This is a genomic window from Nocardioides panacihumi (assembly GCF_039530925.1).
Lineage (GTDB): Bacteria > Actinomycetota > Actinomycetes > Propionibacteriales > Nocardioidaceae > Nocardioides > Nocardioides panacihumi.
Window position 1 is genome coordinate 1,227,054 of the sequence record NZ_BAAAPB010000001.1, and the last position, 15,918, is coordinate 1,242,971.

15 protein-coding genes and 1 riboswitch are annotated in these 15,918 nt (G+C 71.6%); of the genes, 12 read left to right on the plus strand and 3 right to left on the minus strand.

The genetic code is table 11. The features are described 5' to 3' along the window. Positions 1 to 77 precede the first annotated feature (77 nt). A complete protein-coding gene (locus tag ABD205_RS05825; RefSeq protein ID WP_344043333.1) occupies positions 78 to 692 on the minus strand; it encodes a TetR/AcrR family transcriptional regulator in 615 nt (204 codons plus the stop codon). 108 nt (positions 693 to 800) lie between these two features. Between ABD205_RS05825 and ABD205_RS05830 the strand changes: the two genes are divergently transcribed. The 4 genes from ABD205_RS05830 (at position 801) to ABD205_RS05845 (ending at position 4,627) form a co-directional block, all read left to right on the plus strand. Beyond that, positions 801 to 1,586 (plus strand): enoyl-CoA hydratase/isomerase family protein, encoded by a 786-nt coding sequence (locus ABD205_RS05830; RefSeq protein WP_344043335.1) that lies wholly within the window; start codon positions 801 to 803, stop codon positions 1,584 to 1,586. 21 nt (positions 1,587 to 1,607) lie between these two features. Further along, complete coding sequence (gene paaK / locus ABD205_RS05835; RefSeq protein WP_344043337.1) at positions 1,608 to 2,912, plus strand: phenylacetate--CoA ligase PaaK; 1,305 nt, start codon at positions 1,608 to 1,610, stop codon at positions 2,910 to 2,912. 61 nt (positions 2,913 to 2,973) lie between these two features. Continuing rightward, positions 2,974 to 3,588, plus strand: a complete 615-nt coding sequence (locus ABD205_RS05840; RefSeq protein WP_344043339.1) for a response regulator transcription factor — start codon at positions 2,974 to 2,976, stop codon at positions 3,586 to 3,588. A 229-nt stretch (positions 3,589 to 3,817) separates the two neighbouring features. Beyond that, complete coding sequence (locus tag ABD205_RS05845) at positions 3,818 to 4,627, plus strand: sigma-70 family RNA polymerase sigma factor (protein WP_344043341.1); 810 nt, start codon at positions 3,818 to 3,820, stop codon at positions 4,625 to 4,627. A 111-nt stretch (positions 4,628 to 4,738) separates the two neighbouring features. Here the strand turns inward: ABD205_RS05845 and mqo are convergent, their stop codons facing one another. Beyond that, positions 4,739 to 6,229 carry a malate dehydrogenase (quinone) gene (mqo, locus tag ABD205_RS05850; protein WP_344043343.1) on the minus strand — a complete coding sequence of 497 codons (1,491 nt, stop codon included), beginning with the start codon at positions 6,227 to 6,229 and terminating at the stop codon, positions 4,739 to 4,741. 157 nt (positions 6,230 to 6,386) lie between these two features. Here mqo and ABD205_RS05855 point away from each other — a divergent pair, with 157 nt between their 5' ends. Both ABD205_RS05855 and cds1 read left to right on the plus strand, forming a co-directional pair. Next, positions 6,387 to 8,000: an AMP-binding protein gene (locus ABD205_RS05855; protein ID WP_344043345.1), complete on the plus strand. Its 1,614-nt coding sequence runs from the start codon at positions 6,387 to 6,389 to the stop codon at positions 7,998 to 8,000. 9 nt (positions 8,001 to 8,009) lie between these two features. After that, on the plus strand, positions 8,010 to 9,092 hold the full coding sequence (cds1, locus tag ABD205_RS05860) for an L-cysteine desulfhydrase Cds1 (RefSeq protein ID WP_344043347.1): 1,083 nt from the start codon (positions 8,010 to 8,012) through the stop codon (positions 9,090 to 9,092). A 114-nt stretch (positions 9,093 to 9,206) separates the two neighbouring features. Here the strand turns inward: cds1 and ABD205_RS05865 are convergent, their stop codons facing one another. Next, the gene (locus ABD205_RS05865; RefSeq protein ID WP_344043349.1) at positions 9,207 to 10,031 is read right to left on the minus strand and encodes a putative protein N(5)-glutamine methyltransferase; all 825 of its coding nucleotides are present in this window, start codon (positions 10,029 to 10,031) and stop codon (positions 9,207 to 9,209) included. A gap of 16 nt (positions 10,032 to 10,047) precedes the next feature. On the opposite strand from ABD205_RS05865, the gene ABD205_RS05870 reads away from it, so the two are divergent. The 6 genes from ABD205_RS05870 to ABD205_RS05895 all read left to right on the plus strand — a co-directional run bounded on the left by ABD205_RS05870 (position 10,048) and on the right by ABD205_RS05895 (position 15,914). Next, the gene (locus ABD205_RS05870; protein ID WP_344043351.1) at positions 10,048 to 10,404 is read left to right on the plus strand and encodes a hypothetical protein; all 357 of its coding nucleotides are present in this window, start codon (positions 10,048 to 10,050) and stop codon (positions 10,402 to 10,404) included. A 7-nt stretch (positions 10,405 to 10,411) separates the two neighbouring features. After that, entirely contained in the window at positions 10,412 to 10,804 is a 393-nt protein-coding gene (locus ABD205_RS05875; RefSeq protein WP_344043353.1) for a hypothetical protein, read from the plus strand. Next, a complete protein-coding gene (locus tag ABD205_RS05880) occupies positions 10,801 to 11,865 on the plus strand; it encodes an MBL fold metallo-hydrolase (protein ID WP_344043355.1) in 1,065 nt (354 codons plus the stop codon). Before ABD205_RS05875 ends, ABD205_RS05880 begins: the two co-directional genes overlap by 4 nt. A 91-nt stretch (positions 11,866 to 11,956) precedes the next feature. After that, positions 11,957 to 12,073: riboswitch (TPP riboswitch) on the plus strand. Then, on the plus strand, positions 12,063 to 13,127 hold the full coding sequence (locus ABD205_RS05885; RefSeq protein ID WP_344043357.1) for a thiamine ABC transporter substrate-binding protein: 1,065 nt from the start codon (positions 12,063 to 12,065) through the stop codon (positions 13,125 to 13,127). (Overlaps the previous riboswitch by 11 nt.) A gap of 146 nt (positions 13,128 to 13,273) precedes the next feature. Beyond that, complete coding sequence (locus ABD205_RS05890) at positions 13,274 to 14,872, plus strand: ABC transporter permease (RefSeq protein ID WP_344043359.1); 1,599 nt, start codon at positions 13,274 to 13,276, stop codon at positions 14,870 to 14,872. A gap of 4 nt (positions 14,873 to 14,876) precedes the next feature. Next, on the plus strand, positions 14,877 to 15,914 hold the full coding sequence (locus ABD205_RS05895; RefSeq protein WP_344043361.1) for an ABC transporter ATP-binding protein: 1,038 nt from the start codon (positions 14,877 to 14,879) through the stop codon (positions 15,912 to 15,914). The last annotated feature ends 4 nt before the right edge of the window (positions 15,915 to 15,918 follow it).

The window sequence follows — 15,918 nt, forward strand, 5'->3', positions numbered from 1 at the left end:
TCGCGGCTCAGGAGGGTCGAGTCGGCGCATCCTCGCGGTGCACGAGCGCCGAGTCGGCGGGTTCTGGCGGCGTCCGATCAGCGACGGACGAGGCCGTCGAAGGCGACGGCCGCGACGGCATCGGCGAGCTGGCGGGCGTCGTACCGGCCATCGGGGCGCACCCACTCGACCAGCGAGTTCACCATGCCGAACAGCAGGCGGCTGATCAGGTACGGGTCGAGGTCGTCGATCAGCGCGCCCTCGGCGACGGCCGCCTGGACGAGCTCGGCCAGGCGGTCGTCGATGATGCGACGGCGCCGCAACGCCTCCTGCTCGACCTCGCCGTTGCCGCGCACGCGCAGCAGCAGCGTGACCGCTGGAAGGTGGTCGACGAGCACCTCGATGCTGCCCCGGACCGCTTCGCGGAGACGCTCGTACGCCGACCCGGACCGGTCCGCATCTGCCCTGTCGAGCACGGCGCTGAGGTTGTCCAGCGCCTCGTCGAGGCCCTCCTTGAGCAGGTGCGTCTTGCTCGGCACGTGGTGGTAGATCGCGGACTTGGTGAAGCCGAGCTCGGCCGCGAGGTCGCCCATGCTCGTGGCGTCGTACCCCTGCCGGTTGAAGAGGTCGATCGCGCGCCGGAGCACGGTCGCCTGGTCGTAGCCCGGCCGTCCCCGGCGCGGAGCCGGAGCCGGCGCGGAGTCGGTCGTCATGGCAGGAGGCTCCCACAGGGTGAGGTCACGGATGCTGGACGGGTCTAGCCGCGGCGCGTCCCGTCCTGTAATACTGACCGAAAGGTCAGGAATTCGGAAGAGGGATCCATGGAGCCTGTGCTTGTCGAGCGACACGACGCCGTCGCCACGGTCACGATCAACCGTCCCGAGCGACGCAACTCGCTGAACGCGGCCGTCAAGGACGCCCTGCGTGACGCGCTCGCCGAGGTCGGCGCCGACGCCGGCGTCCGCGCTGTCGTGCTGACCGGTGCCGGCGACCACTTCTGCGTCGGACAGGACCTCAAGGAGCATGCCGAGGGTCTCGGCGCGGGCGCGGCGACGGCGTTCGCCACCGTCGCCGACCACTACGCCCCCATCGTCCGCAGCCTGGCCGCGATGCCGAAGCCGGTGGTCGCCGCCGTCGAGGGCAGCTGCGTGGGCGCCGGGCTCGGCTTCGCGCTCGCCTGCGACCTGCGGGTCGTCGCGTCGAACGCCGTGCTCGCCACCGCCTTCAGCTCGATCGGGCTCACCTGCGACTCCGGTCTGGCACACACGCTGCCGCGCGCCGTCGGCGACGCCCGCGCGCGTCGGCTCGTCCTCCTGGGCGAGTCCTTCGGGCCCGCACAGGCGGTCGAGTGGGGCATCGACGCCGACGTCGTCGAGCCGGGCCGGGCGCTGGCCGTCGCGACGTCCCTGGCGCAGCGGCTGGCCTCCGGTCCGACAGCGGCGTACGCCGAGAGCAAGCGACTGCTCGCCGAGAGCTGGAGCCGTGGCCTCGACGCCACGCTCGACGCCGAGGGAGCCGCTCAGACGCGCGCCGGCTCGACCGAGGACCACGCTGCCGCCGTGGCGGCCTTCCTGAGCAAGGAGCGGCCGGTCTTCGCCGGTCGCTGAGATCCAGATCCGAGGAGTCCGATGCCCGCGCCGATCCCACCCGACCACGGCCTCGAGCCGATCGAGACCGCATCCGTCGACGAGCTGCGCGCGCTGCAGCTGGAGCGGCTGCAGTGGTCGGTGCGTCACGCCTACGAGAACGTCGACCACTACCGCAAGGCGTTCGAGGCGGCCGAGGTGCACCCCGACGACATCACCGAGCTGGCCGACCTCGCGCGGCTGCCGTTCACCGCCAAGGCGACGTTGCGCGACAACTACCCGTTCGGGATGTTCGCGGTGCCGCGCCAGCAGGTCATCCGCGTGCACGCCTCCTCCGGCACCACGGGCAGGCCCACCGTCGTGGGCTACACGCGCAACGACCTGGACGTGTGGGCGACGGTCGTCGCACGCAGCATCAGGGCGGCCGGCGGTCGGCCGGGCGACATCCTCCACAACGCCTACGGCTACGGGCTGTTCACCGGCGGGCTGGGCGCCCACGGCGGCGCCGAGAAGCTCGGCTGCACGGTCGTGCCCGTGTCGGGCGGCATGACGGAGCGGCAGGTCCAGCTGATCAACGACTTCCGGCCGGACCTGATCATGGTCACGCCGTCGTACATGCTCAACATCATCGACGAGATGGAGCGCCAGGGCCTCGACCCACGGGCCAGCTCGCTCCGCGTCGGGATCTTCGGCGCCGAGCCGTGGACCAACGAGATGCGTACGTCGATGGAGGAGCGTCTCGACATGCACGCGGTCGACATCTACGGGCTCTCGGAGATCATCGGCCCCGGTGTCGCCCAGGAGTGCGTCGAGACCAAGGACGGTCTGCACCTGTGGGAGGACCACTTCTACCCGGAGATCATCGACCCGCTCAGCGGTGAGGTCCTTCCCGACGGTGAGGAGGGCGAGCTGGTGCTCACCTCGCTCACCAAGGAGGCCATGCCCGTCATCCGCTACCGCACCCGTGACCTGACCCGGCTGCTGCCCGGCACCGCGCGGCCGATGCGGCGCATCGAGAAGATCACCGGGCGCACCGACGACATGATCATCCTGCGCGGCGTGAACCTGTTCCCGACTCAGATCGAGGAGCTCGTCCTCAAGATCCCGGCGCTGACCCCGCACTTCCAGTGCGTCCTGACGCGTCGGGGCAACATGGACGAGCTCACCGTCACGGTCGAGCGTGCCGAGCATGCGACGGCCGCCGAGGCGGCCGAGGCAGCCGTCCACGTCCGCCAGCTCGTCAAGCGCACGATCGGCGTGACGGTGGGCGTCGAGGTGAAGGAGCCGTTCGCGATCGAGCGCTCCGTCGGCAAGATGCGTCGCATCGTCGACAACAGACCGCGGTAGGGCCCCCTGTCTGTGGTGTTCCCCAGGACCGTCTGGCACGCTTCTCGCATGGACGTCGCGCATGCCTGAGCCCCTCCGCGTCGCTGTCGTCAGTCGTCAGGAAGTGGTGGCTCGTGGGCTGACCGCGATGCTGGCGGACTACCCCGACCGCATCACCGTCGTCGCGCTGGCCAGCGTCTACGGCAAGGCCAAGGGCATCGACGTCATCCTCTACGACAGTCACGGGCTCCACCGCTCCGAGGGCGCCGACCTCGACCACCTGATCCAGAAGACCGACGCGAAGGTCATCATCTACAGCCGCGACATGCGTCCGGACCTGCGGGCGCGCGCGCTCGCCCGAGGCGCCGACGGCTGGGTCTCGATGAGCAAGCACGCCCCCGAGCTCGTGGACACGATCGAGCGCGCGGGCGACGGCAAGCGGCCGGAGGAGCAGGTCGACTGGATCGGCCAGGAGGCGGGTCTCTCTCCGCGCGAGGTCGAGGTGCTCGCCCTGGTCACCCAGGGCATGTCGAACCAGGAGATCGCCGACCGGCTCTTCCTGACGATCAACACGCTGAAGAGCCACATCCGGCAGGCGTACAAGAAGATCGGCGTCTCCTCGCGCGCGCAGGCGGTGGCCTGGTGCATGCAGCACGGCTTCGCCCCACCCGACCCGAAGGGCCCGGTGGCGGAGTAGTCCGGGGCGCGCCTCGGGGCGGCTGCACGAATACCGTCGCCGCATCCTGGGGTACCGAGCCAGGTCGATCCCGGTCGGGTGACCTCCGGACACTCGCACCGACGAGGCGACGACCCGCTGAGGCCGTCCCACCCGCAGGGGTGGGGCGGCCTCGCCCATCCGCCACCCCCAGGGACCAATTGGGGTCGGGCCGGGTTACAGGGGTCTCCGCACCGGGGACGACCTAGTCATGACCATCGCAGCGACTCTCCACCACGACGTGCCCCGAGAGACCCGGCGGCGTGAGACCACCCGCCTCTTCGACGAGGCGTCGTCAGCGCTCCGTACGCAGCGCGCCGACCTCATCGAGCAGGTCATCCTGGTCAACACCGGCGTCGCCCGCTCGATCGCGCGGCGCTACGTCGGGCGTGGCATCCCGCTCGAGGACCTCGAGCAGGTGGCCTACCTGGCGCTGGTGCGCGCCGCTCGCAAGTTCGACGGTGACAAGGCCGAGGACTTCCTGACGTACGCCGTCCCGACCATCCGCGGCGAGATCAAGCGCCACTTCCGCGACCTGGGCTGGACCGTGCGTCCGCCGCGCCGCATCCAGGAGCTGCAGACCAACGTGCTGCGGATGCGTGAGTCGCTGCGCGACATCAACGGCCGCGGCCCGTCGGCGGCGGAGATCGCCGACAAGCTCGGCGTGGACGAGGCGGACGTGGTCGAGGCGCTCACCGCGGAGGGCTGCTTCACGCCGCTCTCGCTCGACGCGCCCGTCTCCAGCGGCGAGCCCGAGGCGGCCAGCCTCGGCGACCTGCTGCCCGAGTACGACGCCGACCTGTCCGCCGCCGAGGCCCGCGCCCTGCTGGCTCCGGCGCTCGGCAGGCTCAACGAGCGCGAGCAGCTCATCGTCCGGCTCCGCTTCGTGGAGGACCTCACCCAGGCCGAGATCGGCGAGCGGATCGGCGTGACCCAGATGCAGGTCTCGCGTCTGCTCGGCGGCATCCTCGCCAAGCTGCGCGACACGATCGCCCCCGACGGCGACGTCGCGGCCGCCTGAGGCGGTCTGCGCGCCGACGCGGCGCCTGTGCACCGGAGCCCCGACCCATCGACTCGGGGCTCCGGTGCACAGGCGCCGATCGCGTCTTGCCGGCGTGTCGGGCCGGGCGGCTCAGGCCGAGCGCAGCTGCGGCGGCCGTGCCGGCTCGGCGAGGCGCAGTGCCTCGGCGGTGCGAGCGAGCGTCTCGTGGGCGTTGGCCGGGTCATCGGAGAGCGACGTACCGAAGCTGGGGACGGCCTGCCGGAGGGCGGGCTGCCACGCGCCCCAGCGGTCGGGGAAGCAGCGCTCGAGCACCTGGAGCATGATCGGCGCCGCCGTCGAGGCGCCCGGGGACGCGCCGAGCAGGCCCGCGATCGAGCCGTCGGCGCTCGCGATCACCTCGGTGCCGAACTGCAGCACCCCGTCGGGCCGGATCACCTGCACACGCTGACCGGCGGTGATCTTCTCCCAGTCGCGGGGGTCCGCCTCCGGGAAGAAGTCGAGCAGGTCCTTGAACTTCGTCGACGGCCGCGCGATCAGCTGCTGGATCAGGTAGATCGTCAGGCCGACGTTCGTCAGGCCCGCCTTGACCATGGGCCACAGGTTGTGGAGCCGGATCGAGGCGAACAGGTCGAAGAACGACCCGAACTTGAGGAAGCGCGGGCTCCAGCCGGCGTACGGGCCGAACATGAGCGCCTGCGTGCCGTCGACGAACCGGGTGTCGAGGTGCGGCACCGACATCGGCGGTGCGCCCACGGCGGCCTTGCCGTAGACCTTGGCCTGGTGCTGCGCGACCACCTCGGGCTTGGTGGTGCGGAGGAACTCGCCGGAGACCGGGAAGCCTCCGAAGCCCTTGATCTCCGGGATCTTCGCCGCCTGCAGCAGCCGGAGCGCGAAGCCGCCGGCGCCGACGAAGACGAAGCGCGCCGTGTAGTCGAACCGCTCGCCCGAGCCGACGCGTCGGCCCTCGATCTCCCACAGACCCTCGGCGTTCCGCCTGACCTTGCGGACCTCGGAGCCGAGGTCGAGCGCCGCGCCCCGCTGGGTCATGTTGTCGAGGAGGAGCTCGTTGAGCCGGCCGAAGTCGACGTCGGAGCCGGCCTCGGTGAAGGTCGCCGCGACGGGGACCGACGGGTCGCGGCCCTCGACGAGCGTGGGCGCCCAGGTGCTGATCACCTCGGGGTCGGTGCTGAAGTGCATGCCGCTGAAGAGGGGGTGCTGGGCCAGCGCGTCGTACCGCTTGCGCAGGTATGCCACGTTGTCGGCGCCCCAGACGAAGCTCATGTGCGGGATCGGGTTGATGAACGCCGACGGGTCCGGGATGCGGCCGCTCTCGACGAGGAAGGCCCACAGCTGGCGGGAGACCTGGAACTGCTCGTTGACCTGGACGGCCTTGGAGATGTCGACGGTGCCGTCGGGGTTCGTCGGCGTGTAGTTGAGCTCGCACAGTGCGGAGTGGCCGGTGCCGGCGTTGTTCCAGGGGCCGGAGCTCTCCTGGGACACCGTGTCGAGCCGCTCTATCACCTTGATGTTCCAGCTCGGCTCGAGCTCCTGCAGGAGCGTGCCGAGAGTGGAACTCATGATGCCGCCACCGATGAGAACCGCGTCGATAGGTGTCTCCACACTTCATGTATCGGTCATCGCGGCCTCGGGCAGCAAATCGGGTCCCGGCGTTGCGCGGCAGATGTGGCAGACGTCATAGTCCGGCCCCGGCTTCGGGGCCTCACGGGACCATCCGGGGCCTCTGTGACCGGGGCCACAGAGGTGATAAAGATGCTCCATGGAGTCGTACGCCGCCGGAGAGACCGACATCCCGCTGCTCGAGGAGACCATCGGGGCGAACTTCGAGCGCACGGTCCACGCGTACGCCGACCAGGAGGCCCTGGTCGAGGTGGCTTCGGGCCGGCGCTGGACCTGGCGGCAGCTCGACGACTCGGTGAACTGGCTGGCGCGCGGCCTCCTCGCGGCCGGCATCGCGAAGGGTGACCGGGTCGGGATCTGGGCCCCCAACTGCGCCGAGTGGACGATCGTGCAGTTCGCGACCGCCAAGATCGGCGCGGTGCTGGTCAACGTCAACCCGGCGTACCGCACGCACGAGTTCGCCTACGTCGCCAACCAGAGCGGCATGCGGCTGCTGATGGCGGCGAGCAGCTTCAAGAGCAGCGACTACCGGGCGATGATCCGGGAGACCGCCGACGACTGCCCGACGCTCGAGCGGGTCGTCTACATCGACTCCGACGGCTGGCGCGCGCTCAACGACGAGGGCCGCAACCTGCCGCCGAGCGCGGTCCGCGAGCGGATGGCGTCGCTGGACCCGTTCGACCCGATCAACATCCAGTACACCTCGGGCACCACCGGCTTCCCGAAGGGCGCGACCCTCAGCCACCGCAACATCCTCAACAACGGCTACTTCGTCACCGAGACCATCGGCTTCACCGAGCAGGACAGGCTCTGCATCCCGGTGCCCTTCTACCACTGCTTCGGCATGGTGATGGCCAACCTGGGCTGCACCACCCACGGCGCCACGATGGTCATCCCGGGCCCGGCCTTCGACCCCGCGACGACGCTGCGGGCGGTGCAGGACGAGCGCTGCACCGCCGTGTACGGCGTCCCGACGATGTTCATCGCCGAGCACAACCTGCCCGACTTCGCGGACTACGACCTGACCAGCCTGCGCACCGGCATCATGGCCGGCGCGATCTGCCCGGTCGAGGTGATGAAGCGGTGCGTCAACGAGATGCACATGGCCGAGGTGTCGATCGCGTACGGCATGACCGAGACGTCCCCGGTCTCGTGCCAGACCCACGTCGACGACGACCTGGAGCGGCGCACCGAGACCATCGGCCGGGCCGCGCCGCACGTCGAGATCAAGATCGTCGACCCGACGACCGGCAGATCCGTGCCGCGCGGTGAGCCGGGGGAGTTCTGCACGCGCGGCTACTCGGTGATGCTGGGCTACTGGGACGAGCCCGAGAAGACCGCCGAGGCGATCGACGACGAGGGCTGGATGCACACCGGTGACCTCGCGGTGATGAGGGACGACGGCTACTGCAACATCGTGGGACGGATCAAGGACATGGTCATCCGCGGCGGCGAGAACATCTACCCGCGCGAGATCGAGGAGTTCCTCTACACCCATCCCGACGTGGAGGACGTCCAGGTGGTCGGCGTACCCGACGAGAAGTACGGCGAGGAGCTGTGCGCCTGGGTGCGGATGAGGGCCGGGGCGGACCCGCTGGACGCCGCCGCTGTCAAGGCGTTCGCCGAGGGCAAGCTCGCGCACTACAAGATCCCGCGCTACGTGCTCGTCGTCGAGGACTTCCCGATGACCGTGACCGGGAAGATCCGCAAGATCGAGATGCGCGAACGCAGCGCCCAGATGCTCGGGCTCTAAGGTGCGGCCATGCCGCTCCTGACCATCGACCACCGCGAATGGATCGACGAGGCCGTCCGGCGGGTCGAGGCCGACGCCAACCGCAGCGCCGACACGCACCTGCACCTGCTGCCGCTGCCCGCCGCCGGGGACATCACGCTCTACCTCAAGGACGAGTCGGTGCACCCCACCGGCTCGCTCAAGCACCGACTGGCCCGGTCCCTCTTCCTCTACGCGCTCTGCAACGGCTGGCTGCACGCCGGATCGACCATCGTCGAGGCCTCGTCCGGCTCGACCGCGGTGTCGGAGGCCTACTTCGCGCGCCTCATCGGGCTGCCGTTCGTCGCGGTGATGCCGCGCAGGACCTCGCCGGAGAAGATCGCGCTCATCGAGTGGTACGGCGGCCGCTGCCACTTCGTCGACGCGGCGGGTGAGGTCTACGACGAGGCTCGCCGGCTCGCGGCCGAGTGCGACGGCCACTACATGGACCAGTTCACCTACGCCGAGCGAGCGACGGACTGGCGCGGCAACAACAACATCGCCGAGTCGATCTTCGGTCAGCTGCGCCGCGAGCCGCACCCGATCCCGACGTGGATCGTGGTCTCGGCCGGCACCGGCGGCACGTCGGCGACCATCGGCCGCTACCTGCACTACCAGCGCCACCCGACGCGCCTCCTCGTCGCCGACCCCGAGGGCTCGGCGTTCTACGACGGCTGGGAGCAGGACGTCTCCACCGCGACGGGCCGCGGCTCGCGCATCGAGGGCATCGGCCGGCCGCGCGTCGAGCCGTCCTTCGTGGGTGGCGTCGTCGACGAGATGCTGCGCGTGCCGGACGCCGCATCGATCGCCACGATGCGCTGGGTCACCGAGCGGCTGGGCCGCGCGGTCGGCGGTTCAACCGGCACCAACGTCTGGGCCGCGCTGCAGGTGATCGCCCGGATGCGGAGCGCCGGCGAGTCCGGCAGCGTCGTCACGCTGCTGTGCGACGGCGGCGACCGCTACAGCACGACGTACTACTCCGACGCGTGGCTGGCAGACCAGGACATCGACCTGGCGCCGTACGTCGAGGCGCTGTCGGCGTACGACGCCACCGGCGTGCTCCGCGTGCCGTAACTGTTGGCACTCGCCTGTCCTGACGTGCACGGACGGGCGGTTCGCCAACAGCTACCGACGCGAGGCGCTGGGGAGCCCGAAACCGCGTCATGGCCGGTACGCCTGCCCGTTCCGTCAGGGGAGGTCGTCCACCGGTGGGGGGTGGACGACCTCTGTCATGGTCCCGACGACCACCGTCCCGCCGATCTCGTCGTCGGTCTCGATGCGGGCTTCGAGGCCGGCGGCTCGCATCAGGCGGGCCGTCGCCTCGGACTGCCGGCGACCGGTCTCCACCAGCACCGCGCCGTGTGGCGACAAGCGGACGGGCGCGCCGGCGATCGCGCGCCGTTGCACGTCGAGCCCGTCGGCGCCGCCGTCGAGCGCGACCCGGTGCTCGTGGTCGCGGGCCTCGGGCGGCATCAGCGCGATCTCGCCGGTGGGCACGTACGGCGCGTTGGCCAGGATGACGTCGAAGCGCATGGCGGCCGGCAGCGGCTCGTAGAGGTCGCCGAGGAGCACGCGGTCCGCCGGCAGGTTGAGACGGGCGCAGGCGACGGCGGCCGGGTCCACGTCGACCGCCCAGACCTCCAGGGACGGCGCTCGCACCGCGACGGCCGCCCCGATCGCCCCCGTCCCGCAGCCCAGGTCGAGGACCCGCCCTCCGTCGCTCAGCAGGGTCGCGGCGAGGCGCACCATCAGCGCGGTCCGCTGCCGGGGCACGAAGACGCCCGGCGCGCAGACGACGCGGACGCCCGCGAAGTCCGCCCAGCCCAGGATCGTCTCCAGCGGCTCGCCCGCGACGCGGCGCGCGACGAGCGCCTCGACGCGGGCGGGGGAGTCGTCGGCCGCCAGGAGAAGCGCCGCCTCCTCCTCCGCGAAGACGCAGCCGGCAGCGCGTAGCCGGGCCACGAGAGGGTCGGCCGCTGACGGATCGCCCGCTGAAAGATCACGGAGTGTCATCGGGAAGGATGCTCCCATGTCCGGCGCCCTGACCCCCATCGCGTGGATCGTCGTCGGCTACGCACTGCTGGTCGCGGTCGCGGCAGGCGTCGGGGTCGCCCTCCGGGCGCCGCGGCCGCGCTGGCTGGACCAGCTCGCCTGGATGCTCGAGGTCCTCGCCGTCGTGCTCGCCCTGGGTGCGCTGGCCGCCCTCAGCGAGGGGAGGCCCGCCGAGCTGACGACCCATCTCGGGTACGTCGCCGCGATCGTCGTCATGCTGCCGATCGCGATGGTCTCCGTGCGCGAGGACCGCGGGCCGTGGTCGTCGGGCGTGGTCGCGGTGGCGGCCCTGGCGACGGGCGTCGTCGCGGTGAGGATCATGATGACCCGGTGAGGTCGCAGTGAGATCAGGTCCCCATCTCGTCCTGCTGGCCGTGTACGCCCTCTTCATCCTGGCGTCCGGCTCGCGGGCGATCGTCCAGCTCGCCACCCAGTTCCACGAGGCGCCGGTCGCCTACCTGCTGTCGCTGGTCGCGGCGCTGACGTACGTCGCCGGCTGGTTCGCCATCCGGAGGGCCGCGCACGGTCGGCCCGCCTTCGCCCGCGTGATGCTGTGGGTCGAGCTGGGTGGCGTGGTCGTCATCGGCACGCTGTCGCTGGTGGAGCGGGACTGGTTCCCCGACGCGTCGGTGTGGTCGGACTACGGCAGCGGCTACGGCTGGGTGCCGGCGATCCTGCCGATCGCGGGCCTGCTGTGGCTGCACCGACGGAACACGGAGAGTGAGCGAGCATGAGCACCCCCACGGCGTACGCCGTCTCGCCGGACTCCGGCGAGCACTGGTCGGCACCCGGCGCCTTCGAGGTGGCCGCCGGGATCCACCGGATCCCGCTGCCACTGCCGATGGACGGCCTCAAGGCGGTCAACGTCTACGTCATCGAGACGGAGCAGGGGCTGACCCTCGTCGACGGCGGGTGGGCCATCACGGAGGGGCGCGAGGCGCTCGAGAAGGGGCTGCGTCAGATCGGACGGAGCTTCGCCGACATCCGGCGCTTCCTCGTCACCCACGTGCACCGCGACCACTTCTCCCTCGCCGCCGCTCTGGGCGCGGAGGTCGGTGCGGGGGTGGCGCTCGGCCTGGGGGAGAAGCCCAACCTGGACATGATGCTCGGCGCGGTCCCGGCCGACGAGATGCCGATGATCGCGCAGCTGCGCGAGAGCGGCGCCGCGGAGCTCGCACGGATCTTCGGTCAGGACCCGTCCAGCGACGGCCGCGACGAGCGCTCGCTCCGCTACCCCGACAGCTGGCTCGACGGCGACGTCGAGGTCGGCGTCGGGGAGCGCACCCTCCACGCGATCCACACGCCGGGCCACACACGCGGCCACTACGTGTTCGCCGAGCGGCAGGCCGGGCTGCTCTTCGCCGGCGACCACGTGCTGCCGACGATCACGCCGTCGATCGGCTTCGAGCCCGCCGCCGTACGGCAGCCGCTGCGCGACTTCATGGCGTCGCTCGCGAAGGTCCGCGCGCTGCCGGACCTGACGTTGCTGCCCGCGCACGGGCCGATCGCTCCGTCGGTCCACGCCCGTGTCGACGAGCTGCTGGCACACCACGAGGAGCGGCTCGCGCTGTGCCTCGCGGCCCTGTCGGGCGGTGCCCGGACGGCGTACGACGTCGCCGGCGACCTGCCGTGGACCCGCCACGGGCACGCGTTCGCGACGCTGGACCCGTTCAACTCGGCCCTGGCGTCGATGGAGACCAAGGCCCACCTCGAGCTGCTCGTGGCCCGTGGTCAGGCGAGTCGGACCGACCGGGCCGACGGGGTGCAGTTCGCCGCCGTCGTGGAGCACGCCTGACGCTGTGCCGCGGATCCGAGTCACCTGGTGACTCGGATCCGCGGCACTGACGACCCCGGGACGATCCGTCGGCGCCCCGCGCTAGTGTTGCCCCGTCAGACAGGGGAGCCCGGACCAGAGATGAGCCGGGCTGAGAGTGCGGGACGGCCGCAGACCCTCCGAACCTGATCCGGTTAGCACCGGCGAAGGGAGTCACGATGCGCACGCGCGCGCTCGCCACCACCACCATCGGTCTCGCCACGACCCTCGCGCTCACTCTCAGCGGTTGCTCGCTGAGCGGCGGGAGCGACAAGGCCACGTCGAAGGGCTCCGACCAGGTCGTCCTGGTCACCCACGACTCGTTCACCCTCCCGAAGGAGCTGAAGTCCGAGTTCGAGAAGACCTCGGGCTACCGGCTCGTCATCCGCCAGAGCGGCGACGCCGGCGCCCTCACCAACAAGCTGGTGCTGACCAAGGACGACCCGACCGGCGACGTCTCCTTCGGCGTCGACAACACCTTCGCCTCGCGCGCCCTGGGCGCCGGGGTGTTCGCCGACTACACACCCAAGGACCTGCCGGACGGCGCGGCCAGGTACGACCTGCCCGGTGACGGTGGCAAGAGGCTGACGCCCGTCGACAACGGCAACGTCTGCGTCAACGTCGACACGACCTGGTTCGACGCGCACCACATCGCGCCGCCGGCAACGCTCGACGACCTGGTCGAGCCGGCGTACAAGGGTCTCTTCGTCACCCCGGGTGCCACGACCTCGTCGCCCGGGCTGGCGTTCCTGCTCACCACGATCGCGAAGTACGGCGACGCCTGGCCCGACTACTGGAAGAAGCTGCTCGCCAACGGCACCTCCGTCGTCAACGGCTGGGAGGACGCCTACACGGTCGACTTCACCCAGGGCGGCGGCAAGGGCAGCCGACCGATCGTGCTGTCCTACGACTCCTCGCCGGCGTTCACCGTCGCCGGGAGGTCCTCGACCACGAAGGCTCTGCTCGACACCTGCTTCACGCAGGTCGAGTACGCCGGCGTGCTGGCCGGCGCGAAGAACGTGAAGGGTGCGCAGGCGCTCGTGGACTTCCTGGTCAGCCCGCAGGTCCAGGCCGCGCTGCCCGGCGCGATGTACGTCTTCCCCGTCGAGAAGGACCTGCCGCTCCCGGCGTCGTGGGCGAAGTACGCCGTGCAGCCGATGAAGCCCTGGACGGTCGCGCCCGAGGAGATCGACGCCCACCGCGACGAGTGGCTGCGCACGTGGAGCGACCTGGTCTCCCAGTGAGCCCGGTGGTCGAGTCATGAGAGCACGCGATCGCGATACGTCCTCGCCCGGCGGCTCGGGCTGCGCGATCAACGAGGCGTTCGTCGGTCGGGCAGCGAGCGCCGGCGAGCGTATCGAGACCCGCATCGAGCCCGCGCGGTGAGCCGATGAGGCGCACGCTCGCACTGATCGCCCTCGCCGCGCTCCCTGTCGCGGTGCTGGCGGTCTTCTTCGTGCTGCCGGTGTGCGGGATGGTGTCGCGCGGCTTCGCCGACGGGCCCGGTGCCGTCCTGTCGGTGCTCGCCCGGCCGCGCGTCCACCGCGTGCTGTGGTTTACGGTGTGGTCGGCCGGCGTGGCGACAGCGCTCAGCGTCGTGCTGGGCCTGCCGGCGGCGTACGCCCTGCACCGGCTGGCTTGGCCCGGCCAGCGAGTCGTCCGTGCGGCGCTGCTGGTGCCGTTCGTGCTGCCGACGGTGGTCGTCGGCGTGGCGTTCCGGCAGCTGCTCGGGGAGTCCGGGCCGCTCGGCTTCCTCGGTCTCGAGGGCACGGCGGCCGGCATCGTCGCGGGCCTCGTCTTCTTCAACGTCGCCGTCGTCATCCGGACGGTCGGCTCGGCCTGGGAGTCACTCGACGCGCGGACCGGGGAGGCCGCGGCCGCCCTCGGGGCCGGCCCGGCGACCGTGTTCCGCACGGTCACGCTGCCGGCCCTGCGACCGGCGATCGTCAGCGCGTCGACCGTCGTCTTCCTCTTCTGCGCGACCGGCTTCGGGGTCGTGCTGACGATGGGTGGGCTGCGGTACTCCAGCGTGGAGACCGAGATCTACCTGCTGACCACGAACCTCCTCGACCTGCAGGCCGCCGCCGCGCTGTCGATCCTGCAGCTGGTCGTGGTGACGGTCCTGCTCGCGATCGCGGCGCGGGTGCGCACGACGCCCGGGGTACGCCGCAGCGTCGCCCGCCCCCGTCGGCCGCGCCGCCAGGACGTCCCCGTGCTGATCGCAACGGCCGCCCTGCTCGCGCTCGTGGCGGCGCCGCTGCTGACCCTCCTGGCGGGCAGCCTCCGGTCGGGTGACCACTGGAGCCTGGCCAACTACCGGGCCCTGGGCACGCCGGGCACCGCCCTGCTCGTGCCGGTCACCAGCGCGTTGGCGACCAGCCTGCGCACCGCTGTCGACGCCACCTGGATGGCGCTGCTGCTCGGTGGCCTCGTCACGGTCGTCGTGACCCGGCGGTCGCAGGGCCGAGCCGAGCGTCGGCTGCGCGGGGTGCTCGACGGCTTCTTCATGCTGCCGATCGGTGTCTCCGCGGTGACCCTGGGCTTCGGGCTCCTCATCACCCTCGGGTCGTTCCGTGACAGCCCCCTGCTGGTGCCGATCGCCCAGGCGCTGGTCGCGCTGCCGCTGGTCGTGCGCATCCTCGTGCCCGTGCTCGGCGGCGTCGACGACCGGCTCCGGCAGGCGGCCGCATCGCTCGGTGCCGGCCCGCTGCGCCAGTTCCTCACGGTGGACCTGCCGGTCGTCTGGAAGCCGCTCCTGGCCGCCGCGGGCTTCGCCTTCACGGTCTCGCTCGGCGAGTTCGGGGCGACCAGCTTCCTCGCCCGGGACGAGCACCCGACCCTGCCGGTGGTGATCTTCCGGCTGATCGGCCACCCTGGCGCGATGAACTACGGGATGGCGCTGGCGGCCTCCGTCGTCCTCGCCGCGGCCACGGCCGTCGTGATGCTGCTGGTGGAGCGCCTCCGGGTGCCGTCGATCGGGTCGTTCTGAGCCGATGCTGTCCCTCTCGCACATCTCCGTCTCGTACGACGGCCGAGCCGCGGTCCACGACGTCAGCCTCGACCTCGCCGACGGTCACGTGCTCGCGGTGCTCGGGCCCTCGGGCTCGGGGAAGTCGACTCTCCTGCGGGCGATCGCGGGCCTCGAGCCGGCGCACGGCACGATCGCCTGGGACGGACGCTCGCTGGCCGGCGTACCGACCCACAAGCGCGGGTTCGCCCTCATGTTCCAGGACGGCCAGCTCTTCGAGCACCTCTCGGTGGCGCGCAACGTGGAGTACCCACTGCGGCTCCGCCGCGATCGGATGGAGCGGCTCCGCCGCGATCGGATGGAGCGGCTCCGCCGCGCGCCCGGCCGCGCCGCCCGCGTCGCCGAGCTGCTCGAGCTCGTCGGGCTGGGCGGCTACGGCGACCGGATGCCCGGCACCCTCTCGGGCGGCGAGCGCCAGCGGGTGGCGCTCGCGCGCGCACTCGCCGTCGAGCCCCGGCTGCTGCTGCTCGACGAGCCGCTGTCCGCCCTCGACGCCGGCCTGCGGGAGCGCCTGGCCGGGGACCTGAGCCGCATCCTGCGCGAGGCGGGCACGACGGCACTGCTCGTCACCCACGACCAGGAGGAGGCCTTCGCCGTCGCCGACCGGCTCGCCGTCCTGCGCGACGGCCGCCTCGTGCAGGAGGGCGCCGCGAGCGAGGTGTGGGCGGCGCCTGCCGACGCCGAGACGGCACTGTTCCTGGGCTACGCGCGCGTGCTGGACGCCGCGCCGGCCCGCCGGCTCCTGGACGGTCTGGGGCGCGGGATCGAGGGCGCGGCCCGCCTCGCCGTACGTCGCTCGGCGCTCGTGCTCGACGACGCCGGTCCGATCTCCGCGACCGTCGTGTCCGCCCGCGCGACGCCCGACCTGGTGCGGCTCGTGGTCGATGCCGAGGGTGTCGGGATCCTCGACGCCGTCGCCCCGCTCGACCGTCATCCGGGCCCCGGCGAGGGCGTCCGGCTGCAACTCGATGCCACCCGTCTGGCGCTGTTGCCCGCCGAATAGACTT